At 70.3% G+C, this 21,319-nt stretch carries 17 protein-coding genes, 1 pseudogene and 1 riboswitch; of the genes and pseudogenes, 8 read left to right on the forward strand and 10 right to left on the reverse strand.

From position 1 onward, the window contains the following. From E9232_RS33290 to gnd, 3 genes and pseudogenes are all read right to left on the reverse strand, one after another. Positions 1 to 855 carry an HAD family hydrolase gene (locus E9232_RS33290; RefSeq protein WP_309801584.1) on the reverse strand — a complete coding sequence of 285 codons (855 nt, stop codon included), beginning with the start codon at positions 853 to 855 and terminating at the stop codon, positions 1 to 3. After that, positions 837 to 2,372, reverse strand: a complete 1,536-nt coding sequence (gene zwf, locus E9232_RS33295) for a glucose-6-phosphate dehydrogenase (protein WP_309801585.1) — start codon at positions 2,370 to 2,372, stop codon at positions 837 to 839. The genes E9232_RS33290 and zwf overlap by 19 nt, the downstream gene beginning before the upstream one ends. A gap of 3 nt (positions 2,373 to 2,375) precedes the next feature. Next, positions 2,376 to 3,377 (reverse strand): annotated as a pseudogene (gnd, locus tag E9232_RS33300) (phosphogluconate dehydrogenase (NAD(+)-dependent, decarboxylating)); the annotation flags it as partial. Positions 3,378 to 3,502: 125 nt separating this feature from the next. Between gnd and E9232_RS33305 the strand changes: the two are divergent. Continuing rightward, the gene (locus tag E9232_RS33305) at positions 3,503 to 5,947 is read left to right on the forward strand and encodes a glucan 1,4-alpha-glucosidase (RefSeq protein WP_309801586.1); all 2,445 of its coding nucleotides are present in this window, start codon (positions 3,503 to 3,505) and stop codon (positions 5,945 to 5,947) included. A 71-nt stretch (positions 5,948 to 6,018) separates the two neighbouring features. Further along, the gene (locus E9232_RS33310; RefSeq protein WP_309801587.1) at positions 6,019 to 6,741 is read left to right on the forward strand and encodes an ROK family protein; all 723 of its coding nucleotides are present in this window, start codon (positions 6,019 to 6,021) and stop codon (positions 6,739 to 6,741) included. Between the two features lie 52 nt (positions 6,742 to 6,793). On the opposite strand, the gene metE is transcribed toward E9232_RS33310, so the two are convergent. Next, positions 6,794 to 9,127: a 5-methyltetrahydropteroyltriglutamate--homocysteine S-methyltransferase gene (gene metE / locus E9232_RS33315; RefSeq protein WP_309801588.1), complete on the reverse strand. Its 2,334-nt coding sequence runs from the start codon at positions 9,125 to 9,127 to the stop codon at positions 6,794 to 6,796. Between the two features lie 109 nt (positions 9,128 to 9,236). Then, positions 9,237 to 9,451: riboswitch (cobalamin riboswitch) on the reverse strand. A gap of 71 nt (positions 9,452 to 9,522) precedes the next feature. Next, positions 9,523 to 10,152, reverse strand: a complete 630-nt coding sequence (locus tag E9232_RS33320) for a helix-turn-helix domain-containing protein (RefSeq protein ID WP_309801589.1) — start codon at positions 10,150 to 10,152, stop codon at positions 9,523 to 9,525. 223 nt (positions 10,153 to 10,375) lie between these two features. Here E9232_RS33320 and E9232_RS33325 point away from each other — a divergent pair, with 223 nt between their 5' ends. Both E9232_RS33325 and E9232_RS33330 read left to right on the forward strand, forming a co-directional pair. Next, positions 10,376 to 11,227 (forward strand): alpha/beta hydrolase family protein, encoded by an 852-nt coding sequence (locus E9232_RS33325; RefSeq protein WP_309801590.1) that lies wholly within the window; start codon positions 10,376 to 10,378, stop codon positions 11,225 to 11,227. Positions 11,228 to 11,279: 52 nt separating this feature from the next. Beyond that, positions 11,280 to 12,842: an ABC transporter substrate-binding protein gene (locus E9232_RS33330; RefSeq protein WP_309801591.1), complete on the forward strand. Its 1,563-nt coding sequence runs from the start codon at positions 11,280 to 11,282 to the stop codon at positions 12,840 to 12,842. A 13-nt stretch (positions 12,843 to 12,855) separates the two neighbouring features. On the opposite strand, the gene cynS is transcribed toward E9232_RS33330, so the two are convergent. The 4 genes from cynS to arfB form a co-directional block, all read right to left on the reverse strand. Then, entirely contained in the window at positions 12,856 to 13,341 is a 486-nt protein-coding gene (gene cynS / locus E9232_RS33335; RefSeq protein ID WP_309801592.1) for a cyanase, read from the reverse strand. A 72-nt stretch (positions 13,342 to 13,413) separates the two neighbouring features. Further along, positions 13,414 to 14,136 carry a site-2 protease family protein gene (locus tag E9232_RS33340; RefSeq protein WP_309801593.1) on the reverse strand — a complete coding sequence of 241 codons (723 nt, stop codon included), beginning with the start codon at positions 14,134 to 14,136 and terminating at the stop codon, positions 13,414 to 13,416. A 19-nt stretch (positions 14,137 to 14,155) separates the two neighbouring features. Beyond that, positions 14,156 to 15,091, reverse strand: coding sequence for a DUF2167 domain-containing protein (locus E9232_RS33345; RefSeq protein WP_309801594.1), 936 nt, complete (start codon positions 15,089 to 15,091; stop codon positions 14,156 to 14,158). A 158-nt stretch (positions 15,092 to 15,249) separates the two neighbouring features. Further along, positions 15,250 to 15,666, reverse strand: coding sequence for an alternative ribosome rescue aminoacyl-tRNA hydrolase ArfB (gene arfB / locus E9232_RS33350; protein ID WP_309801595.1), 417 nt, complete (start codon positions 15,664 to 15,666; stop codon positions 15,250 to 15,252). Between the two features lie 95 nt (positions 15,667 to 15,761). Here arfB and E9232_RS33355 point away from each other — a divergent pair, with 95 nt between their 5' ends. From E9232_RS33355 to E9232_RS33370, 4 genes are all read left to right on the forward strand, one after another. Next, positions 15,762 to 16,670, forward strand: coding sequence for a LysR family transcriptional regulator (locus tag E9232_RS33355; protein ID WP_309801596.1), 909 nt, complete (start codon positions 15,762 to 15,764; stop codon positions 16,668 to 16,670). 139 nt (positions 16,671 to 16,809) lie between these two features. Then, positions 16,810 to 17,544, forward strand: a complete 735-nt coding sequence (locus tag E9232_RS33360; RefSeq protein ID WP_309801597.1) for a gamma-glutamyl-gamma-aminobutyrate hydrolase family protein — start codon at positions 16,810 to 16,812, stop codon at positions 17,542 to 17,544. A 7-nt stretch (positions 17,545 to 17,551) separates the two neighbouring features. Beyond that, positions 17,552 to 18,457 (forward strand): serine hydrolase, encoded by a 906-nt coding sequence (locus E9232_RS33365; RefSeq protein ID WP_309801598.1) that lies wholly within the window; start codon positions 17,552 to 17,554, stop codon positions 18,455 to 18,457. Then, positions 18,454 to 19,473 (forward strand): peptidoglycan-binding domain-containing protein, encoded by a 1,020-nt coding sequence (locus tag E9232_RS33370; protein WP_309801599.1) that lies wholly within the window; start codon positions 18,454 to 18,456, stop codon positions 19,471 to 19,473. The genes E9232_RS33365 and E9232_RS33370 overlap by 4 nt, the downstream gene beginning before the upstream one ends. On the opposite strand, the gene E9232_RS33375 is transcribed toward E9232_RS33370, so the two are convergent. Beyond that, a complete protein-coding gene (locus E9232_RS33375) occupies positions 19,457 to 21,316 on the reverse strand; it encodes a S9 family peptidase (protein ID WP_309801600.1) in 1,860 nt (619 codons plus the stop codon). The genes E9232_RS33370 and E9232_RS33375 overlap by 17 nt on opposite strands. Positions 21,317 to 21,319 lie beyond the last annotated feature (3 nt).

Consider the following 21,319-nt stretch of genomic DNA (forward strand, 5'->3'; position numbering starts at 1 on the left):
CTACTCGACTCGCCGCCCCCGCGGCAGCACGAAGCGGTCCACGGCCTGGGCGAAGCCGTCCTCGGCGTTGCTGGCGGTGACGACATCGGCCAGCGCCTTGGCCTCGTCGATGGCGTTGCCCATGGCGATCGACAGGCCGGCGGCGCGGAACATCGGCATGTCGTTCGCGGCGTCGCCGATCACCGCGACCTCCGACGGGTCCAGCCCCACCGCGGCGGCGATGCGGCCGACCGCGTGGCCCTTGTCGGCCTCGGGATGGTTGATGTCGAGGTAGTAGCGCTGCGACCGGCCGGCGATGGCGCTGCCGCCGAGCAGGCCCTGCAGTTCCGCCTCGCAGCGCGCCAGCCTGTCGAAATCGCCGGAGGCGCCGACGATCTTGCCGGCACGGTCGAGATAGGGGTCGAGATCGGCGACGATGGTCGGGTCGAACCCCACCGTGCGCCGTTCCAGAGGGACATACTCGCCGTCCGGATCGGTCGCGATCCACTGGTTGTCGGCGAACACCCAGGGGTCGGCGCCGAAGCGGCGCAGCGTCTCCAGCGCCAGCCGCGCCGCCGCCTCCGGCACCGTCAGCGCCGACACCACGCTCATGTCCGGCCGGAAGATGGTGCCGCCGTTGAAGCCGCCCAGCGGCACGGTCAGGCCCAGCTGCCCGATCAGCCCCGAAAGGCCGCGCGGCGGCCGGCTGGAGACGATCGAGAAGCCGATGCCGGCGTCGCGCAGCCGGGCCACGGCCGCCACCGACGCCGGGGTCACCACCTTGTCCGGGTCGGCCAGCGTGCCGTCGACGTCGGAGATCAGCAGGGCGATGCGCCCGGCGGCGGGCCTGGCCGGGGTCAGTTCAGCGGCAGCCATTGGTACCCGTCGCGCTCCAGCAGCTCATCGGCGCAGGCCGGGCCGTCGCTGCCGGCCGGATAGAGGTCCGGCGGGGTGGTCAGGCCGGCCCACAGGTTCTGGATCGCCTGCACCTCGAACCAGCCGGCCTCGATGTTATCGGCCCGCTGGAACAGGGTCGGGTCACCGGTCAGGCAGTCATAGATCAGCGTCTCGTACCCGGTCTGCGGCTCCGCCTTGAAGTGCTCGGCGTAGCGGAAATCCATCTCGACCTGGCCCAGCCGCATCTCGCGCCCCGGCACCTTGGCGGCGAAGCGCAGCGAAATGGCCTCGTCCGGCTGGATGCTGATCACCAGCAGGTTCGGCGTCGGGGCGTTGACCGCGTCGCGGAACAGCACCGCCGGCGCCTTCTTGAACTGGATCGCGATCTCGGTCCGCCGCACCGCCAGCGACTTGCCGGTGCGCAGGTAGAACGGCACGCCGGACCAGCGCCAGTTGTCGATCGCCAGCTTCATCGCGACGAAGGTCTCGGTGCGGCTGTCCGGCGCCACATCCGGCTCCTGCCGGTAGGCGGCGCGGGGCTTGCCCAGCACGGTGCCGGCGTCGTACTGGCCGCGCACCACCACCCGGGCCGCGTCCTCCGGCGTCAGGTTGCGCACCGCCTCGACCACCTTGGCCTTCTCGGTGCGCACCGCGTCGGCGTCGAAGGAGTTCGGGGCCTCCATCGCCACCATGGACAGCAGCTGGAACAGGTGGTTCGGCACCATGTCGCGCAGGGCGCCGGTGCCGTCGTAGAAGCGGCCGCGCCGCTCCACCCCCACCGTCTCGGCCGCGGTGATCTGGACATGCTCGATATGGTCCCGGTTCCAGATCGGCTCGAAGATGCCGTTGCCGAACCGGAAGGCCATGATGTTCTGGACCGTCTCCTTCCCGAGATAGTGGTCGATCCGGTAGATCTGCTTCTCCGACGCCACCGCCAGCAGCTTGGCGTTGAGATCGCGGGCGGAGGCGAGGTCGGTGCCGAACGGCTTCTCCACCACCAGCCGGCGGAAGGCGGTGTCGCTCTCCTGCAGCAGGCCGGCAGAGGACAGCGCGGTGGCGATCGGGGCGAAGAAGCGCGGCGCCACCGCCAGGTAGAAGATGGCGTTGGCGTGGCCGGTGGCCTTGTCGCGCCCGGCCAGATGCGCTGCCAGCCCCTCATAGGTCGTGGGGTCGGCGAAGTCGCCGGTGAGGTAGTGGATGCCGGCGGCCAGGCGGCCCCAGGCATCCTCGTCGATGCCGCTCTGGGCGTCGGCGCCCAGCGTGTGCAGGGCCTCGCCCAGGGTCTTGCGGAAGCCCTCGTCGTTGTTCTCGACCCGGTCGACCCCGAGGATCTCGAAGCCGGGGTCGAGCAGCCCCTCGCGCATCAGATGATAGAGGGCCGGGGTCAGCAGGCGCCCGGTCAGGTCGCCCGAGGCGCCGAAGATGACGAAGGTGCAGGGCGGCGCGGCCGGGGTGCCGGCCGGCTTCTCGAAGGCGGGAGAGATCAGCGCAGCCATGGATCAGCCGCCCGCCGGCCGCTCGATATGGCCGCCGAATTTGTTGCGCATGGCCGACAGCAGCTTCTCGCCGAAGGTGTGCTCCTGGCGCGACCGGAACCGGGCGTACAGCGCGGTCGACAGCACGTCGACCGGCACCGCCTCCTCCAGTGCCGCCATGATGGTCCAGCGGCCTTCGCCCGAATCGGCGACCGAGCCGGTGTAGTTCGACAGGCTCTCATTCTCGGCCAGCGCCATGGCGCTAAGGTCGAGCAGCCAGGACGACACCACGCTGCCGCGGCGCCACACCTCGGCGACGTCGGCGACGTCGAGGGTATAGCGCTCCGCCTCCGGCAGCTCGGTCGAATCCTTGTTCTTCAGGATGTCGAAGCCCTCGGCATAGGCCTGCATCAGCCCGTATTCGATGCCGTTGTGCACCATCTTGACGAAGTGCCCGGCACCGGCCGGCCCGGCATGGATGTAGCCCTGCTCGGCGCGCGGATCGCGCCCGTCGCGGCCCGGCGTGCGCTCGACCGTGCCGATGCCCGGCGCCAGCGCCGAGAAGATCGGATCGAGATGGTCGACCGCGGCCTTGGTGCCGCCGATCATCATGCAGTAGCCGCGCTCCAGCCCCCAGACGCCGCCGGAGGTGCCGACGTCGACATAGTGCAGGTCCTTCGGCTCCAGCGTGGCGGCGCGGCGGATGTCGTCCTTGTAGAAGCTGTTGCCGCCGTCGATGATGATGTCGCCGGGGCTCAGCAGGCCGGCCAGCGCGTTCACCGTGTCCTCGGTCGGCCCGCCGGCGGGCAGCATCACCCAGACCGCGCGCGGCGCGGTCAGCCCCGCCACCAGGGTCTTCAGGTCCGTCGCCGGCGTCGCGCCGTCACCGGCCAGCGCCTTCACGGCGTCGGCGCTGCGGTCGAAGACAACGCATTGGTGGCCCGCGCGCATCAGCCGCCGCGCGATATTGCCGCCCATGCGGCCCAGTCCGATCACCCCGAGCTGCATACCCTCGATCCTCTTCGTTCTCTTCCGGTGCGGTGGTGCTAGCCTAGCAGCACATCAACGCGTCGATGGTGCGCCCGCATCGCGCCGGTTTCGAGTCTGAATGACAGGGGATGCGGCGATCGGGCGCCGAGGGAGGATACGCAATGGACCGAGACGACCAGACGCCGCCGGGCGCGCCCGGCGGCCCGGCCCGGTGGACGTCCAGCGCCAAGGCCGGCGTCGGCACCGCCCTGACCGGGGCCAGCCGGATCTGGTTCACGCTCAGCCACGGCGTGCTCAACGAGGTCTACTTCCCGCGAATCGACACCGCCTGCGTCCGCGACCTCGGGCTGATCGTCACCGGGCCCGACGGCTATTTCTCGGAAGAGAAGCGCGCCACGCGGTCGGAGATCCGGATGATCGAGGCCGGGGTGCCGGCCTTCCATCTGGTCAACACCTCGGAGGACGGCCGCTACCGCATCGAGAAGACGGTGCTGACCGACCCGCGCCGGCCGGTGCTGCTGCAGCAGATCAGCTTCACCGTGCATGAGGGTGAGCGGGCCGACCACCGGCTGTTCGCGCTGCTGGCGCCGCACCTGGTCAATGCCGGCGCCGACAACACCGGCTGGGTCGAGGACTACAAGGGCACGCCGATGCTGTTCGCCCGCGGTACCAACGGCGTGTCGCTGGCCCTGGTCGCCTCGGTGCCGTGGCGCGCCCGCTCGGTCGGCTATGTCGGCGTGTCGGATGGCTGGCGTGAGCTGTCGGAGCGTGGCGAGCTGAACCAGGCCTATCGTCGGGCCGAGGATGGCAATGTCGCCCTGACCGGGGAGTTCGACCTGGCGGCGGCCGGCGACGGCAAGATCCTGCTGGCGCTGGGCTTCGGCGTGCGGCCGGAGGAGGCGGCGCACCATGCGCTGGCCAGCCTGCAGAACGGCTTCGACGCCTCGCACGACCCCTATGTCGAGGCCTGGCGCGGCTGGCAGGCGGGGCTGGTGCCGCTGGACGGCATCGCCGGCTCCGGCCCCAACGCCTACCGCACCAGCACGTCGGTCCTGGCCGCCCATCGGCCGTTCGGCTTCGCCGGCGCGGTGATCGCCAGCCTGTCGATCCCTTGGGGCTTCAACAAGGGCGACGAGGATCTCGGCGGCTACCATTTGGTCTGGCCGCGCGACCTAGTCGAGACCGCGGGCGGCTTCCTCGCCGCCGGCGCGGTGGAAGAGGCCAAGGCGATCCTGGGCTACCTCGAGGTGATCCAGGAGGCGGACGGCCACTGGTCGCAGAATGTCTGGCTCGACGGCGCGCCCTATTGGGACGGGGTGCAGATGGACGAATGCGCCTTCCCGATCCTCTTGGCCGACATGCTGCGCCGCGGCGGGCACCTCACCGACGCCGAGCTGGAGCGATTCGTGCCGATGGTGCGGCGTGCCGCCAGCTTCGTGCTGCGCAACGGCCCGGTCACCGGCCAGGACCGCTGGGAGGAGGATGCCGGCTATTCCCCGTTCACCCTGGCGGTGGAGATCGCGGCGCTGCTGGCCGCGGCCGACATCCTGGAGCCGTCGGGCGGCGCGGCGGAGGCCGCCTATATCCGCGAGACCGCGGATGTGTGGAACGACGAGGTCGAGCGCTGGACCTTCGCCGAGGGCACCGCGATCTGCACCCGGCTCGGCCTCAAGGGCTACTACGTCCGGATCGCGCCGGTGGAGACGGCGGACGTGGCCTCGCCGCTGGACGGCTTCGTGCCGGTCAAGAACCGGCCGCCGGGGGACGATGCGCGCAAGGCCAGCCTGCTGATCAGCCCCGACGCCCTGGCGCTGGTGCGCTTCGGCCTGCGCGCGGCTGACGATCCGCGCATCGTCGACACGGTGAAGGCGATCGACGCCACGTTGAAGGCCGACCTGCCGCAGGGTCCGGTCTGGTACCGCTACAACGACGACGGCTATGGCGAACACGCCGATGGCGGCCCGTTCGACGGCACCGGCATCGGCCGGCCCTGGCCGCTCTTGACCGGCGAGCGCGCGCATTACGAGCTGGCGGCCGGGCGGGTGGCGGCGGCGAAGGCCCTGCTGGCGACGCTGGAGCAGTCGGCCGGCGACGGCGGGCTGCTGCCGGAACAGGTGTGGGACGACGACGACATCCCGGAGCGCGAACTGGTCCGCGGCCGCCCCTCGGGCAGCGCCATGCCGCTGGTCTGGGCCCATTCCGAGCACATCAAGCTGCTGCGGTCGCTGCGCGACGGCCGGGTGTTCGACCTGCCACCGCAGCCGGTGCGGCGCTACCAGGTCGACAAGGTGGTCGCGCCGTTCCGCGCTTGGCGCTTCAACCAGAAGCGGCGCGCCCTGCCGGCCGGCAAGGCGCTGCGGATCGAGCTGCCCGACGCGGCCATCGTGCACTGGACGATCGACGGCTGGGCGACGACGCATGACGACGCCACCGCGGCGAATGCCTTCGGCCTGCACGTCGTCGACCTGCCGACCGCGGCAGTGCCCAGCGGCACGGTGATCCGCTTCACCTTCCGCTGGCGCGACGGCGATCGCTGGGAAGGCGCCGATTTCACCGTCCTGGTCGATGGCGAGACCGGCGTCGCCGCCAGCCACGCCGGCGGCTGAGCGGCCACGCGGCTTGACGCTGGCGGAAGGCGCTCGCCATGGTGCTGCAGACAAACGAGGGAGAAGCGCCCGTGAAACCCGGCATATTGTCGATCGACGTCGGCGGGACGGGGCTGAAGGCCGCGGTCATCGACGATCGCGGCCGGATGCGGTCGGACCGGCAGCGCGTGCCGACGCCGCATCCCTGCCCGCCGAAGCTGTTCCTCGACACCCTGGCCGCGCTGGTGGCGCCGCTGCCCGCCTTCGACCGCATCGCCATCGGCTTTCCTGGCGTGGTGCGCAACGGCAAGGTGATCACCGCCCCCAATCTTGGCACCGAGGATTGGGCCGGCTTCGGCCTGGCCGACGCGGTGTCGAAGCGGCTGGGCGGCCCGGCGGCGCGGATGATCAACGACGCCGAGATGCAGGGGCTGGCGCTGGCCACCGGCCGCGGCCTCGAACTGGTCGTCACCCTCGGCACCGGGGTCGGCACCGCGGTGCTGCGCGACGGCGAGCTGACGCCGCATCTGGAGCTGGCGCATCACCCGCTGTCCAACAAGGGCAAGACCTACGACGAGTATCTGGGCAACGCCGCCTATGAGAAGGTCGGCAAGAAGCGCTGGAACAAGCGGGTGCAGCGGATGCTGGAGATCGTCGAGATCCTGATGCATCCGGACCGGTTGCATATCAGCGGCGGCAACGCCAAGCGTATCGACTTCGACCTGCCGAAGGGCGTCAGCATCGCCTCGAACGATGCCGGGCTGGAAGGCGGCGCCGTGCTGTGGAAGAAGCCGCCGAAGCCGCGGGCGGGCTGAGAGCGGAAGCGGGTGGCGGCCGGCGCCGCTACCCGGTCCCAGGCGCGGGACGCTATTCCGCGGCCACCCGGCGCAGGTCGCGCGCGGCGGCGACCATGTTGACCAGGGCCGGCCGCACCTCGGCCCAGCCGCGGGTCTTCAGGCCGCAATCGGGGTTGATCCAGATCTGCCGGTCGGACAGCCGCTGCCGGGCGAGCCGGAGCAGCGCCGTGATCTCCTCGACCTCCGGCACACGGGGCGAATGGATGTCGTAGACGCCCGGCCCGATCTCGTTGGGATAGCGGTAGGTCGTGAACGCGTCGAGCAGCTCCATCTTGGAGCGGGAGGTCTCGATCGAGATCACGTCGGCATCCATCGCGGCGATGGCGTCGATGATCTGGTTGAACTCCGAATAGCACATATGGGTGTGGATCTGGGTCTCGTCCCGGACGCCGGAGGCGCACAGGCGGAAGCTCTCCACCGCCCAGTCGAGATAGGCCTTCCAGTCCGACCGGCGCAGCGGCAGGCCCTCGCGCAGGGCCGCCTCGTCGATCTGGATCATCGCGGCGCCGGCCTCCTCCAGGTCCAGCACCTCGTCCCGGATCGCCAGGGCGATCTGCCGGCAAGCTTCGCTGCGGGGCACGTCGTCGCGCACGAAGGACCAGTTCAGGATGGTGACCGGCCCGGTCAGCATACCCTTGACCGGCTTCCCGGTCAGCGACTGGGCATAGCTCCACCACCCCACGGTCATCGAGCGCGGGCGCGACACGTCGCCGTAGAGCACCGGCGGGCGGACGCAGCGCGAGCCGTAGGACTGCACCCAGCCATGCCTCGTGAAGGTGAAGCCGGCCAGCTGCTCGCCGAAATACTGCACCATGTCGTTGCGCTCGAACTCGCCATGCACCAGCACGTCGAGGCCGATCTCCTCCTGCCAGCGGATGGTGCGGGCCGTCTCCTCCTTCAGGAAGCTCTCGTACTGCCCATCGGTCAGCGCGCCCTTGGCATGCGCCGAGCGGGCCTTCCGCACCTCGGCGGTCTGCGGGAACGAGCCGATGGTGGTGGTCGGGAACAGCGGCAGTCCGAAGCGCCGGCGCTGGGTCTCGGCCCGGGTGGTGAAGGCATTGCCGCGCCGGGCCATCGCCGCCGTGACCGCGGCCATGCGGCCGGCCACCGCGCTGTCATGCACCTTCGGCGACGTCCGGCGCGCGGCGGACGCCGCGGCGGAGGACGCCAGCGCGTCGGCCACCGCCCCGTGGCCCTGGGCCAGGGCGCGGCCGATGGTCGACAGTTCGGCCATCTTCTGCACGGCGAAGGCCAGCCAGCTGCACACATCGGCGTCGAGCTCGTCCTCGAGGTCCAGGTCGATCGGCACGTGCAGCAGCGAACAGGATGGGGCGATCTGCACCCGGTCCGCGCCGCGGGCGGCCACGATCGGCTCCAGCCAGCCCAGCAGCGCCGGCAGGTCGGCGCGCCAGATGTTGCGGCCGTCGATCACGCCCAGCGACAGCACCAGGTCGCGCGGGGCCTTGTCGATCGCGGCGGCCAGCTGGCTCGGCGCCCGCACCAGGTCGAGATGCAGCCCGGCCACCGGCAGGGACACGGCTGTCGACAGGTTCTCGCCGAGGCCGCCAAAATAGGTCGCGACCATCAGATTCAGCGACGGCGCCGCCTGGGCCAGCGCGGCATAGGCGCGGCGCAGCGCGGCGCGGGCCGCGTCGTCGAGGTCCAGCACCAGGCAGGGCTCGTCGATCTGCACCCACTCCGCCCCCTCGGCGGCCAGGCGCTGCAGCATTTCGGCATAGACCGGCAGCAGGCCGTCCAGCAGCGACAGCGGGTCCGTCACGCCCTTGCCGAGCTTGAGGAAGGTGACCGGGCCCAGCAGCACCGGGCGCGTCTGGTAGCCCAGCGCCTTGGCCTCGCGGGCCTCCTCGACCGGCTTCAGCGAGGACAGGGCGAAGCGCTGCCCCTCGGCGAATTCAGGGACCATGTAGTGGTAGTTGGTGTCGAACCACTTGGTCATCTCCTGGGCCGGCACGCCGTGGCCATGGGCAGGACCGTGGCTGCAGGCGGCGTCGCCGACATCCGCCTGGGACCCGCGGGCCATGGCGAAATAGGTCGTCAGCGGCACCGGGCCGCCCGCCCAGCCATAGGCGGCGGGGATCGCCCCGACCATGACGCTGGTGTCCAGCACCTGGTCGTAGAAGGAGAAGTCGTTCGACGGGATGACGGTGACGCCGAGCGCGTGCTGGCGCGCCCAGTTGGCGGCGCGCAGCGCGGCGGCCGTCTCCAGCAGCGCGGCTTGGTCGGACTTGCCCGACCAGAAGCTTTCGAGCGCGGTCTTGAGCTCGCGGCGCGGACCGATCCGCGGCGTGCCGAGAGCGGCAACGGGAAGAGAGAGGGAAGACATCGGCTTGAACCCCAAAGATTGGGGGCAAAGGCCGAGCGGACGCGTGCGGCATGTCCCGACGGCGAGCAGCCGGCAGGATCGCAGGCGAACCACCGGGACACCCCGCCCAGGGACGTGCGTGTTCGCGGCAGGTCTCCTGGCTTGCGGGTCGTCGCTCCGGTCCGGCCTTCCCGAAGCCTTCCGGCTTCAGTGACGCAAGATGGACCTCGGCTCGCCGCTCACAGTTGCGGGGGCAGCTCCGGCATCGCCCTGCGGCTCACCGGATTCCCTCTTAGCTCCGGCGCCCGCGAATGGGCCCGGAGAACCACGAACCGGCGGAGTGTGCCCAGGCGGGGCGCGCGCGTCAATGCTGATATAAAGACATCTTTATATCGCCATGTCCCTGGCTGGCGTCCTCAAGCCGGCAGCGGCTCGATGCCCTCGGCCTCCAGCACCGCGGCGGTCAGGTCCTGCTCGGTCATGGTGCAGACGCACAGGATCCGGGCCGGCCGGTCGCCGACGCTGACATAGGCATGGCCCATGGTGCTGTCGAAATAGATCGAATCCCCGGCCTTCATCCGGGTCGGGGCGTACAGCTCGGTGTGCAGGTCCAGCTCGCCCTCCAGCACATAGGTGTACTCCTCGCCGGGATGGCGGATCAGGTCCTCGAACTCGTCGATCGACCGGGCCCGCACCAGCCCGATCATCGGCACCATCTTCTTCCGCGACAGCTCGGCGCAGACATAGAGGTAGTCGTAGGTCCGGGTCTGGATCGCCCGGCCCTCGCCCTGGCGGCTGAGGGCGCGGCGGCCGCGACCGGCCGAGCCGGCGGGGGCGCGGGTGCCGAACAGCTCGGCGATGTCGACCTTCATGCCCTGCGCCAGCTGCAGCAGCTTGTCGTAGGTCAGCGACATCTGGTTGTTCTCGACCTTGGACAGGGTCGAGACGGCAAGGCCGGTCATGGCGCTGACCTGGGCCAGGGTCCAGTCGTTGCGGCGGCGCAGGTCACGCAGGCATTCGCCCAGGCTGGGCTTCGGGTCGGTCATGGTCGCAGGCGATGTGGCCGGGCCGCCACCATAAGCGCCGGCCGGTTTTCGGCGACAGGGAAATGTTCGGGCGGCGCGATGGCTCACGATTTCTGCGAATTGGGCCGGCTGCTGCGTTTCCTGAGCATGAACATCGCCGCTGTGAGGAAAACTCGTCAGATTGTGCTTTTCATGATCACAAAAACATGTCTCACTTTCCGTCAAACAGGCACAAGGGGGCATCATGGCGCGACCGCACGGGCATGGAACGCGGCTGGCATCCTATGATTTCGGGGCGACCACAGTGTTCGCCTGCGGCCTGGACCAGCGTTTCAGCTACTGCGCCTATGTGCCCGAGGCCTATGACGAGCACGGCAGCGACAGCTGGCCGCTGGCGGTGATCGTGCACGGCACCGAACGCGGCATGCAGGCCTATCGCGACGGCTTCGCCGATTTTGCGGAGCGGCATGGCGTCATCGTGCTGGCGCCGCTGTTCCCGGTCGGCATCACCGAACCCGGCGACCTCTCCAGCTACAAGCTGATGCGCGCCGGCCCCCTGCACTACGACGCCGTGCTGCTGGCGATGATCGCCGAGATGCAGGCCAAGTACCGGGTCGCGGGCGACCGGGTGCTGATGTACGGCTTCTCCGGCGGCGGCCACTTCACCCACCGCTTCCTCTATTTGCACCCGGACCGGCTGCTGGGCGCCTCGATCGGCGCGCCCGGCGTGGTCACGCTGCTCGACTTCGACCATGACTGGTGGGTCGGCGTGCGCAATTTCGAGGCGGTGTTCGGCAAGAAGCTGGACCTCGACGCCATCCGCCGCGTGCCGGTGCACATGCTGGTCGGCGGCGACGACACCCAGACCTGGGAGATCACGATCGAGCCGGGCAACGCCTGGTGGATGCCGGGCGCCGGCATCGCCGGGGCCAACCGCCAGGACCGCATGCGGTCGCTGCGCCGCAGCCTGGAGGCGCAGGGCGTCGCGGTGCAGCAGGACACCATCCCGGGCGTCGGCCATGACGACCGCACCATGCTCGACGCGGTGAAGCGCTTCTTCGCCGATGTATTGACCGACCGGCGGAAAGCAGCCTGAGACCGGCCACGGCCGGAGAGACAACCAAAAACGAAACCGACAGGGGGCAGGTATGAAGACGGCAATCGGGGGGCTGGCGCTCGCCTTGGCCCTGGGCTTTGCGGCGGCCGCCGCGGCGCAGGACACGCCGCGTCCGGGCGGCACCATCACCGTGGCGCTGAACGCCGACATCCGCAGCACCGATCCCGGCATCAACCGCGACGGCAACACCGACACGGTGCTGCAGCATGTGGTCGAATCGCTGGTCGGCTACCGCAACGATCTGACCGTCGGCCCGGCGCTGGCCGAATCCTGGGCCGTGTCCGATGGCGGCCGGACCTATGACTTCAAGATCCGGCAGGGCGCGCTGTTCCACAATGGCAAGCCGGTCACCTCGGCCGAGGTGAAGTGGAGCTGGGACCGCCGCTGGGCCGACGCCGCCTGGTCCTGCCGGCGGATCTTCGACGGCACCACCGGGCTGAAGGTCGACGCGGTGGAGACGCCGGACGCGCAGACCATCCGCTTCCGCCTGGCCGCGCCGAACGCGCTGTTCCTGGCGCAGCTGGCCAATTTCCAGTGCTTCGCCAGCGGCACCATCAGCCCCGACAGCCTGAACCCGGACGGCAGCTGGAATACACCGATCGGCACCGGCCCCTACACCCTGGCCGCGTGGAAGCGGGGCGAGGCGGTGACGCTGCAGAAATTCGCCGGCTACAAGCCGCTGTCCGAACCCGGCAGCGGCTATGCCGGCGCCCGCATCGCCTATGCCGACACCATCCGCTTCCAGATCGTGCCCGACCCGTCGACGGCGGAGGCGGCGCTGGCCGCCGGCCAGGTCGACCTGCTGCCCAGCCTGGCGCCGTCGCAGATCGACGAGGTGAAGGCCAATGGCGGCACGGTCGAGACCGCCTCGGGCCTCGGCTGGTCGGCGATCCTGGTGCAGACCAGCGATCCGCTGCTGTCCGACCTGCGGATGCGGCTGGCCCTGGCCCATGCCATCGACATCAAGCAGATCGCCCAGGCCCAGACCTATGGGCTGGCGGAGGCCAACCCCTCCGGCGTGGCCAAGGCCAGCGCCTTCTTCGACGACGGCTTCCTGGCCTGGCCGGACTACGACCCGGCCAAGGCCCAGGCGCTGCTGCAGGAGGCCGGCTACAAGGGCCAGCCGATCACGATCCAGACCAACAAGCGCTATGACGGCATGTACAACAACGCCCTCCTGGTGCAGGCGATGCTGGCCGCGGTCGGCATCGATGCCCGGCTCGAGGTGCTGGACTGGGCGACCCAGCTCGACAACTACACGGCGGGCAAGTTCCAGCTGCAATCCTTCAGCTATTCGGCGCGGCTGGACCCGTCGCTGATGTACGGCATCCTGGTGGGCAGCAAGGCGGACACCCCGACTTCGCAATGGGACGACCCGCAGGCCGCGGCGCTGCTGGCCCAATCGGTGCAGACCGACGACCCGGTGGCGCGCAAGGCGGTGCTGCACCAGCTGCACGCGCTGATGGCGCAGCAGGTGCCGACCCTCGGCCTGTATTACGACGTGGTGGTCGACGCGTCCGGCCCGAAGCTCAGGGGCTACCACCCCTGGGCCGGCGGCAAGCCGATCCTGTGGGGGACATGGAAGGCGGAGTAGGGGGAAAGCCCCCTCACTCCTCCCGGTAGCCGAATCGCGGGGAATTGCCGGTGGCGCCGTAATAGCGGTAGGGCAGGAACTTGCCGGACATCGTCAGCTTCACCCGGTCGCCATTGGGATCGGGAAGGCGCTCCATCTCGAAGTCGAAATCGATCGCCGACATGATGCCGTCGCCGAACTCCTCCTGGATCAGCTCCTTCCAGGTGGTGCCGTAGACCATCACCAGCTCGTAGAAGCGGTAGATCAGCGGGTCGGTCGGCGGCGCCTGGAACGACCCGCGATAGGGCGGCTCGTTCAGCATCCGCTGCTCCGCCGCGGTCAGGCCGAACAGGGTGGCGGCCTCGGCTGCCTGCGGCTTGGTCAGTTTCATCTGGCCCAGCAGGGCGGCGGTGACCAGCACCGGCGAATGGCCGCCGATCGCGGCGGTGATCTCGCGCCAGCTCCAGCCCTTCTCGCGCTTGATGTCCAGGATCTTCTCGGTCAGGTCCTCACGCTTCATCGCGGCATCCTCTCCGATCGGTGGTCGCAAACCGAAGGAGGGGGACGCAAGGGCCGTGCCGGATGCCGGCTTTCAGAAGGCGCGGGTGCCCTCCAGCATACCATGCACGCTGTAGGTCATGATCGCCAGCAGCGCAGTCAGGCCGAGATACAGCACACCGTATTCGATCCGCGCCTCCAGCGGTGCGTTGTAATAGGCCAGCGCCTCGGGGCTGTTGGGGTCGTGGCGCCAAGCCTTCAGCACCTGCGGTGCCGCGATCAGCGCCACCAGCAGCAGCACCGGGCTGGGCCGCCACAGCAGCAGGCCCAGCATGATCGGCGCGCCCAGCAGCCACACCTTCGGCGACAGGATCGCGGTGATCCGGCCGCCATCCAGCGGCGAGACCGGCAGCAGGTTGATCAGGTTCAGGAAGAAGCCGGAATAGGCCACGGCCAGCAGCAGCCGGCTGTCGACCTCGCGCGCCCAGAAGTAGACGACGAAGGCACCCAGCGTGCCGATGAAGGGGCCGGCGAAGGCGACATAGGCCTCGGTCTCGACATCCATCGGCTGCTGCTTCAGCTCGATCCAGGCGCCGATGAAGGGGATGAAGGTCGGCGCCCCGACATCCAGGCCGCGCCGCTTGGCCGCGATGTAGTGCCCCATCTCATGCATCAGCAGCAGCAGGACGAAGCCGGCGGCATAGCCCCAGCCGAAGATGAGGGCGTAGGTCGCCAGCGACAGCAGCATGGTGCCGCCGGTCAGCCCGATCTTGCCGAACTTCAGGAAGCCGACCAGCAGCAGGAGGGTCCGGATCATGGGCAGGGCCTGACGGTGTTCACGCGGTGCCGCCGTCGCGCGGCTTGCGCCGGAACAGCTTGGTCAGCCCGAAGCCGAAGGCGCCGAGCGCGATGATGATGACTTTGGCGAATTTCAGCACGAAGGCGCCGGCGATGGCGATCAGCCCCAGCTTCTTCGCCGCCACGCCGGCCACCAGCGCCGCCAGCCCGTATTCGGCGACCCGGTCGGTGCTTTCGGTGAAATCCTCGTAGCGCTTGCCGGTGGTGTAGCTGACCGAATTGAGCAACTCGCGGGCATATTTCTTCTCGCCCTCGATCGCGGCCGTCGAGGTGACCATGTTCAGGCCGATATAGCCCTCGCGTCCCAGCGCATAGGTCTTGTAGTTGGCCGACCCCTCGTCGGCGGCGTTGTCGGTCTCGACCACCTTGGCCGACCACACCAAGCGATGGGTGGCGGCGTCGTATTGCGGCACCTCGATCCAGCCGGTCACCGCCAGGGGCGGGAAGCCGCGGGCGATGCGGTCCTGGTTGCCGGCCTGGGTGCCGTCCTTCAGGCTGCTCAGCAGCTCGTCGGCATTCCAGTCCTTGGCATCGTCCTCGCGGATGTAGCCTTCCTTGGTGAAGTCGATCAGCGCGTACCAGTCCTCGCCCGCAGCGTCCGACCAGACCATGCCGATCAGGTCCGGATCCGCGTTGCCGCCCCAGGCGTGCCGGATCTGGTTGGCCTCCTGCTTGGGCACGAAGGTGTATCCGGCCGGCAGGGCCAGCGTGCCCTGGTCGATCAGCGGGATGTCCTTCGGGCCGTGCTGGGCGGCCTTGTCGGCGGCGACCCAGGCGGCTTCCTGCTCGGCCTTGATCGCGGCGGCCGGATCGGCCGGCGTCGTGTTCGATGTCGGCGTCTGCGCGGCGGCGGCGCCGGCCCAGGCCAGCACCACCACGGCCGCGGCCACGCGCGGCGAAACAGCGAACCCCATGACTATCCCCCCAATAGCCAGTCCCCCGGGCGCAGGCGGTCTCGCCGCAGGCACAGGGCAATTCCGCCATAAGCAGCAAAGATCATGGCAATTTGAAGCGAATTTCGGCGCGGCCGGCGCCGGTCAGGCTTCGGCGCCGCGCATGGCGGGACGGTGCTTCAGTCTTCGCCCGGGCTGCCGCGCAGGCGCTTCACCGTCCCGCGCTTGCCCTTGGTCTCCAGCCGCCGGATCTTGCTGCCCAGCGTCGCCCGGGTCGGCCGCCGCTTCTTCGGCGCCACCGCCGCGCGTTGGAACAAATCGACCAGCCGGGCCACCGCCTCGGCCCGGTTGCGCTCCTGGCTGCGGTACTCCCGCGCGGTCAGCACCAGCACGCCGTCCTTGGTCAGGCGCTGCCCGGCCAGGGTGACCAGCCGCGCGCGCATGTCCTCGGGCATGTCGGCGCGGTCGATCGGGTAGCGCAGCTGCACCGCGGTCGCGACCTTGTTGACGTTCTGGCCGCCCGGGCCCGAGGCGAGGATGAAGCTCTCCTCGATGTCGCGCTCGTCGATCTGGGTGCGGGCGGTGATGCGGATCATGGTGGTCGGACCCTCGCACGGACGGGGCGCGCTTGTCATGCCCGCGCCGCTGTGCGATCCCGGGTCCGGGCCGGATCGGCCCCAAGGGGGCGACGATGACCATCAGGTTGCGGCACATCGAGGCGTTGCAGGCGGTGCAGAAGGCGGGGTCGATCACCGGCGCGGCCGAGCTGCTGAACGTGTCCCAGCCCGCGGTCAGCAAGCTGCTGCGCCACGCCGAGGACCAGCTGGGCCTGCGCCTGTTCGAACGGGTGAAGGGCAAGCTGGTGCCGACCCGCGAGGCGAAGCTGCTGGAGGTCGAGATCGACCGCACCTTCGCCGGGCTGGAGCGGATCTCCAGCATCGCCGCCAACCTGCGGCGCGGGCGCGAGGGCCATGTCAGCGTCGCCTGCCTGCCCAGCCTGGGCTTCGGCTTCATGACCGACCAGGTGGCGCAGTTCCACCGCCTGCATCCCGGCGTCAGCTTCGACCTGCGCACCCACCACACCCGTGAGATCCTGGAGCTGGTGGCGACCAACAGCCTCGACCTCGCCATCGCGCATGAGCCGGTGCTGCCGCCCGGCATGCGCAAGGTGCCGATCGGCACGTCGCGGCTGGTGCATCTGTCGACCGTGCCGCTGGCGCCGGGCGAGGCGGCCGAGATCACCCTCGACCGCATCGATGTCGACACGCTGATCGGCGTCGACCCCGACACCTCGATCGGCATGACCCTGTCCGAGGCCTTCGCCGCCGCCGGCATCCGCTACGCCCCGCGCAACCTGATCCAGACCTACTACCTGGCGCTGCCGCTGGTGCGCTACGGCACCGGCTCGGCCATCGTCGACGAGCACACCGCCCAGGCCTGGGCGGTGCCCGACGTCGCGGTCCGCGCCATCGTGCCGGAGATCACGCTGCCGATCACGGCGCTGCACCACGAGAACTACCCGCTGTCGCATTCGGCGCATCTGTTCCTCGACCACCTCACCGGGCAGCCGACCCGCCGCACCCGCTCCGCTCGTCGCTGAAGGCAAAGGCTGCGCCGGCGCAGCCTTTGCCTTCAGCGGGGAGATAACATCTGGTGCGGACCGCATAACCGGCGGGAATTTGACAGCGGCTGGAGCGAGGGGCATCACCGAGGGACCCGCCAGACCCCGCAGGATTGCCATGCCCAGCGCCAAGCCCGTCATCGGAGTCACCCTGGATGCCGAGCAGCCGGGCGGCTATTCCTCCGCGCCCTGGTACGCGCTGCGGCAGAACTATTGCGGGTCGCTGGCCGAGTTCGGCGCCGCGCCGCTGGCCCTGCCGCATCTGGTCGACGCGGTCGACCGCTATCTCGACCTGTGCCACGGCGTGGTCGTCACCGGCGGCGGCTTCGATGTCGACCCCGCGCTCTGGGGCGCCAGCTCGGTGCATGAGACGGTGAAGACCAAGCCGGTGCGCACCCAGTTCGAATGGGCGTTGGTGCAGGGCGCCATCGCGCGCGACCTGCCGGTGCTGGGCATCTGCGGCGGCGAACAGCTGCTGGCCGTGGTGCTGGGCGGCACCCTGGTGCAGCACATCCCGGCGGAGATCGAGAACGCGCTGGACCACAGCCCGGAGCGCAAGGTGCACGACCCCGTGGGGTCGGTGGCGGCGCATGAGGTCGCGGTGGCGCCCGGCAGCCTGCTGGCCCGCATCACCGGGGTGGCAAGCTTCGGCGTCAACAGCTCGCACCACCAGGCGGTGAAGTCGGCCGGGCCGACTCTGATCGTCTCCGCCACCGCGCCGGACGGGGTGGTCGAGGCGATCGAACACCCCGGCCAACGCTTCTGCCTCGGTGTGCAATGGCACCCGGAATATCTGCGCGGTGAGGCCGACCGCGCCATCCTTGCCGCCTTCGTCGCCGCTTGCGCCGCCTGAGGATCCGATGACCGATTGTGAAAGCGCCGCCGCGGCGGCCGGGCCGCAGCTGGTCCGGGACCTGCTCGACCAGTTCGAGGGCGAGGTCGGGCCGCAGGATTTCGGCCTGACCTTCCGGCTCTATCCCGGCCGGCTGCGCGACGGCGCCGCCGGCGGCTATTCCGACGGTCCGGTGTTCGGCTATCGCGACGAGGTCGCGGTCTACCCCGCCAGCACCAGCAAGAGCTTCTATCTCGTCGCCTTCCAGCACTGGGTCGAAACCGGGCGGCTGCAGCCGGATGCCGAGGATCTGCGGGCCCTGTCCGCCATGATCCGCCAGTCCAGCAACGACGCCACCACCTATCTGTTCGGCCGGATGACCGGCACCACCCCGGGAGGCCCGCTGCCGGAGGCCGAGATGGCGGCGTGGTGGGACCGGCGGCAGGAGATCCAGCGCTTCTTCGAGGGCTGGGCCTGGCCGGACTTCGCGCGGCTGCGGCTGTGGCACAGCACCTACGAGGATTCGCCCTATGGCCGCGAGAAGGCCGCCCGCGCCCATGGCGGCAACCTGATCGCACCGCGCGCGGCGGCGGCGCTGCTGCACGGCATCGCTGCCGGGCAGCTGGTCTCGCCGGAAGCCTGTGGCCGGATGATGGACCTGCTGGACCGCGAGCCCGAGCGCGACCCGGCGGTGCTGGGGCCGGATTATCGCGACCAGGTCCGCGGCTTCCTCGGCGGCGGCCTGCCGCGCGACATCCGGCTGTGGTCGAAGGCCGGCTGGACCAGCGAGACCCGGCACGACATGGCCTATCTGGAGACCCCGTCCGGCCGCAGCGCCGTTGCCGCGATCTACACCGTCGGCCCCCATATGGCGCAGAACGACCGCTTCCTGCCGGCCTTCGGGGCGAAGCTGCTGGAGTTGCTCGGCCGATGACCCGAATGCCGCCTGCCTGGCACGATGACGACCGCTCGCCCAACTACGCCCATCTCCGGGCGCCCTTCGCCGAGACGCCCTTCGTATTCGACGCCGGGGCGCTTGAGACGCTGTGCCGACTGACCGGCTTCCGGCCGCGCGGGGTAAAAATCCTGTTCGGGCTGCGCGGCTGCGCTCTGGTCGATCCGGCCGAGGTGGGTGCCTGGCGCAATGCGGTGCGGCTGCGTGAGGCACGGCCGGACCATCGTGTGCCGCGCTGCGTGCTCGGCGTCTGGGACCGTCCGGTCGGACGGGTGATCGCCTGGCCCGGCTCGACCGTGCCGAATGCCGACCATATGCGCCGTCAGGCCGCGGCGCCGGACCGGCGGGTGGCCAACATGCTGGCGCCGGGGATGCATCCCTATGTCGTCGGCCCGCACGCGCCGGACGGGCGCCCGGTGGAGGAGGGGGCGTTCCAGCTCGACCGCACCGTCGAGGTGCCGGTGTGGCGCTCGCTCGACGCCGCCGGCTACGACCTGGCCTGCCGCTTCGACATCTGCGCGCCGGAGGACAACATCCACGCCGCCGGCTGGCCGGGCGACGGACTCGAGTTCTCCTCGGCCGGCTGCCAGACCCTGCCCGGCCGGCACCAGCCGCCGGCCGACCCGACCGGCGACTACGCCGCCTTCCGCCGGGCCGCCGGGCTGAGTCCCACACCTGACCTCGCCGAGACCGGCCTCGCTTTCGACTATCTGTTGGTGACCGGCCGGCACCTGCAGCTGGTGGCGGAGCATTGGGCGGTGCCCGGCCTGGCCCGGCTGCTGCCGGGATCGAGCGGTCCTGAGGTGCGGCTGCTGCAGGACGCCCTGGTCAGCCAGGGACGGATCGCGGATTGGGGCTTCACCGCCGGCGTGTTCAACGGCTTCACCGCCAAGGCGGTCTACGACTGGCAGGCCTCCCGCGGCCGGACCGCGGACGGCGTGCTGCGGCCGGAGGAGGCGGAGCTGCTCGGGTTTGTGCTCAAGTGGCCTGGGTAGGTTCGAACGCCTCGTCGAAGAACGCGATCAGCCGCTCGTACAGCAGGCGGCAGTTCTCCGGCTTGACGATGCCGTGGCCCTCATCCGGGAACAGCAGGGTCTCATAGGGAACGCCGCGCGCATCCAGCACCGCGCGCACGATCTCGACCTGCTCCGGCGTCACGTTCGGGTCGGTCAGGCCCTGCACGATCATCAGCCGCCCCTCGATCCGGTCGACGAAATGGATCGGCGAGCGTTCGCGGTACTTCTCCGGCAACTGGTCGGGCGTGCCGCCCATCATCGCCTCGGAATAGGACCGCAAGTCGGGCCGGGTGGTCCAGTAATCGGTGACCAGGTCGGTCATGCCGCAGATCGGCGCCGCGGCCGCGATCACCTCGCGCGGGAAATGGGTGATCGCCCACCACGAGGCATAGCCGCCATAGGACAGGCCGGTGATGCCGACCTTTCCCGGTACTGCCAGCCCGGCATTCATCAGCGCCAGGATGCCGGTGCGGATGTCCTCCTGCTCGCGCCCGCCCCAGCCGTCGGCCTTGATCGCCTCCTGGTAGACGGCGCCCAGGCCGGTGCTGCCGCGGTAGTTCGGCTGCAGCACGTGGAAGCCGGCCCGGGCCAGCACCTGCGGCACCGGGTCGAAGCGGCCGTCGTAATGCATGGTCGGCCCGCCGTGGACATGGATCACCGTGCCCCGGCTGTCACCCCGGGCGCGGTACAGCCAGCCCTGGATGCGCAGCCCGTCGACCGAATGCCACCAGAACGGCTCGGCCGGGCTCAGCTCCGCCGGGTCGGGCACCGACCCTTCCGGCAACGGCGCCAGCTCCTGCACGGCTTGCAGGTCTGGCGCGTCGGCCGAGAGGGTCACGATGCCGGTCGGCGCCGTGGCCCGGCCGCGCTCCACCACCCAGCGGCCATCGGCCAGCGGTGCCACCGGCCGCAGGATGTCGCCGCCGCGGAACACCGGGACATAGGCGCCGGTCGACACCGTCAGGAAGGCCGCCTCGTCCCGCGCCGCGCTGGCCTCGATCACCACCAGCAGGTCCTGGCCGCCATCGGGCTGGCGCGGCCAGCGCAGATGCTCGACCGGGATCTCCGGATCGTCGACCAGCCAGCGCAGGCCGCCGGCCGCTGGGTCGATCAGCCCCAGCCGCTTGTGCGTCGGCGTCTCGGCGACGAAGGCGATGCGCGACCCGTCCGGCGACCACACTCCCTCGGCCTTGGCCGGGCCGCCGGGGTTGTGGATCTCACGGTCCTCGCCGGTCTCCAAATCGTACACCCACAGCGCCCGGCCGCTGGGGTCGTGGTCGTTGCGTAGATACAGGATGCGGCGCCCGGTCGGGTCCAGCTTCGGCGTGATCTTGCAGGACCGGCGGGGTGAGGCCAGCACGCGCTGCGCCCCGCTGGCGAGGTCGTGCTCGTAGAGATGCAGGATGTCGCCGCCCATCCCGGTGGCCTGGTCACGGCTGGCGGCATAGACCAGCCGCCGGCCATCCGGATGCGCTTGCGCATTGTAGATGTAGTAGCCGATGCGATCCGGCAGCAAGGTCTCCGCCGCCCCGTCCAGCCAGGCGCGCTGCAGCCCGACCTGCTCCTCGCCGTCGCGGCGGCGGGCGACGATCAGCGACTGGCTGTCGGGCGCCCAGCTGAAGCTCTCGCAATCCCAGCCGGAGAAGGGCTCGGCCATCAGGCGCAGCGGCGCGTCGCCGGCGGTCGGGGCGATCCAGGGGCCGTTGCCCTCCGCTTTGCCGTTCCACACCCAGGCCACCCAGCGCCCGTCCGGCGAGACGGTCGGGAACAGCAGCCGCGGTGCTGCGATCAGGCGGTCGAGGAAGCCGGCATCGATGGTCATGGC

This window comes from Inquilinus ginsengisoli (assembly GCF_031453975.1).
In the GTDB taxonomy this organism is placed as follows: Bacteria; Pseudomonadota; Alphaproteobacteria; order DSM-16000; family Inquilinaceae; genus Inquilinus; species Inquilinus ginsengisoli_A.

What these genes read in the sequence shown, in the direction of transcription:
- arfB (WP_309801595.1), bottom strand. Translation starts at nt 15,666, where the DNA reads ATGATCCGCATCACCGCCCGCACCCAGATCGACGAGCGCGACATCGAG.
- E9232_RS33330 (WP_309801591.1), top strand. Translation starts at nt 11,280, where the DNA reads ATGAAGACGGCAATCGGGGGGCTGGCGCTCGCCTTGGCCCTGGGCTTT.
- E9232_RS33320 (WP_309801589.1), bottom strand. Translation starts at nt 10,152, where the DNA reads ATGACCGACCCGAAGCCCAGCCTGGGCGAATGCCTGCGTGACCTGCGC.
- zwf (WP_309801585.1), bottom strand. Translation starts at nt 2,372, where the DNA reads ATGGCTGCGCTGATCTCTCCCGCCTTCGAGAAGCCGGCCGGCACCCCG.
- cynS (WP_309801592.1), bottom strand. Translation starts at nt 13,341, where the DNA reads ATGAAGCGTGAGGACCTGACCGAGAAGATCCTGGACATCAAGCGCGAG.
- E9232_RS33345 (WP_309801594.1), bottom strand. Translation starts at nt 15,091, where the DNA reads ATGGGGTTCGCTGTTTCGCCGCGCGTGGCCGCGGCCGTGGTGGTGCTG.
- E9232_RS33360 (WP_309801597.1), top strand. Translation starts at nt 16,810, where the DNA reads ATGCCCAGCGCCAAGCCCGTCATCGGAGTCACCCTGGATGCCGAGCAG.
- E9232_RS33305 (WP_309801586.1), top strand. Translation starts at nt 3,503, where the DNA reads ATGGACCGAGACGACCAGACGCCGCCGGGCGCGCCCGGCGGCCCGGCC.
- E9232_RS33375 (WP_309801600.1), bottom strand. Translation starts at nt 21,316, where the DNA reads ATGACCATCGATGCCGGCTTCCTCGACCGCCTGATCGCAGCACCGCGG.
- E9232_RS33340 (WP_309801593.1), bottom strand. Translation starts at nt 14,136, where the DNA reads ATGATCCGGACCCTCCTGCTGCTGGTCGGCTTCCTGAAGTTCGGCAAG.
- metE (WP_309801588.1), bottom strand. Translation starts at nt 9,127, where the DNA reads ATGTCTTCCCTCTCTCTTCCCGTTGCCGCTCTCGGCACGCCGCGGATC.
- E9232_RS33355 (WP_309801596.1), top strand. Translation starts at nt 15,762, where the DNA reads ATGACCATCAGGTTGCGGCACATCGAGGCGTTGCAGGCGGTGCAGAAG.
- E9232_RS33290 (WP_309801584.1), bottom strand. Translation starts at nt 855, where the DNA reads ATGGCTGCCGCTGAACTGACCCCGGCCAGGCCCGCCGCCGGGCGCATC.
- E9232_RS33365 (WP_309801598.1), top strand. Translation starts at nt 17,552, where the DNA reads ATGACCGATTGTGAAAGCGCCGCCGCGGCGGCCGGGCCGCAGCTGGTC.
- E9232_RS33370 (WP_309801599.1), top strand. Translation starts at nt 18,454, where the DNA reads ATGACCCGAATGCCGCCTGCCTGGCACGATGACGACCGCTCGCCCAAC.
- E9232_RS33325 (WP_309801590.1), top strand. Translation starts at nt 10,376, where the DNA reads ATGGCGCGACCGCACGGGCATGGAACGCGGCTGGCATCCTATGATTTC.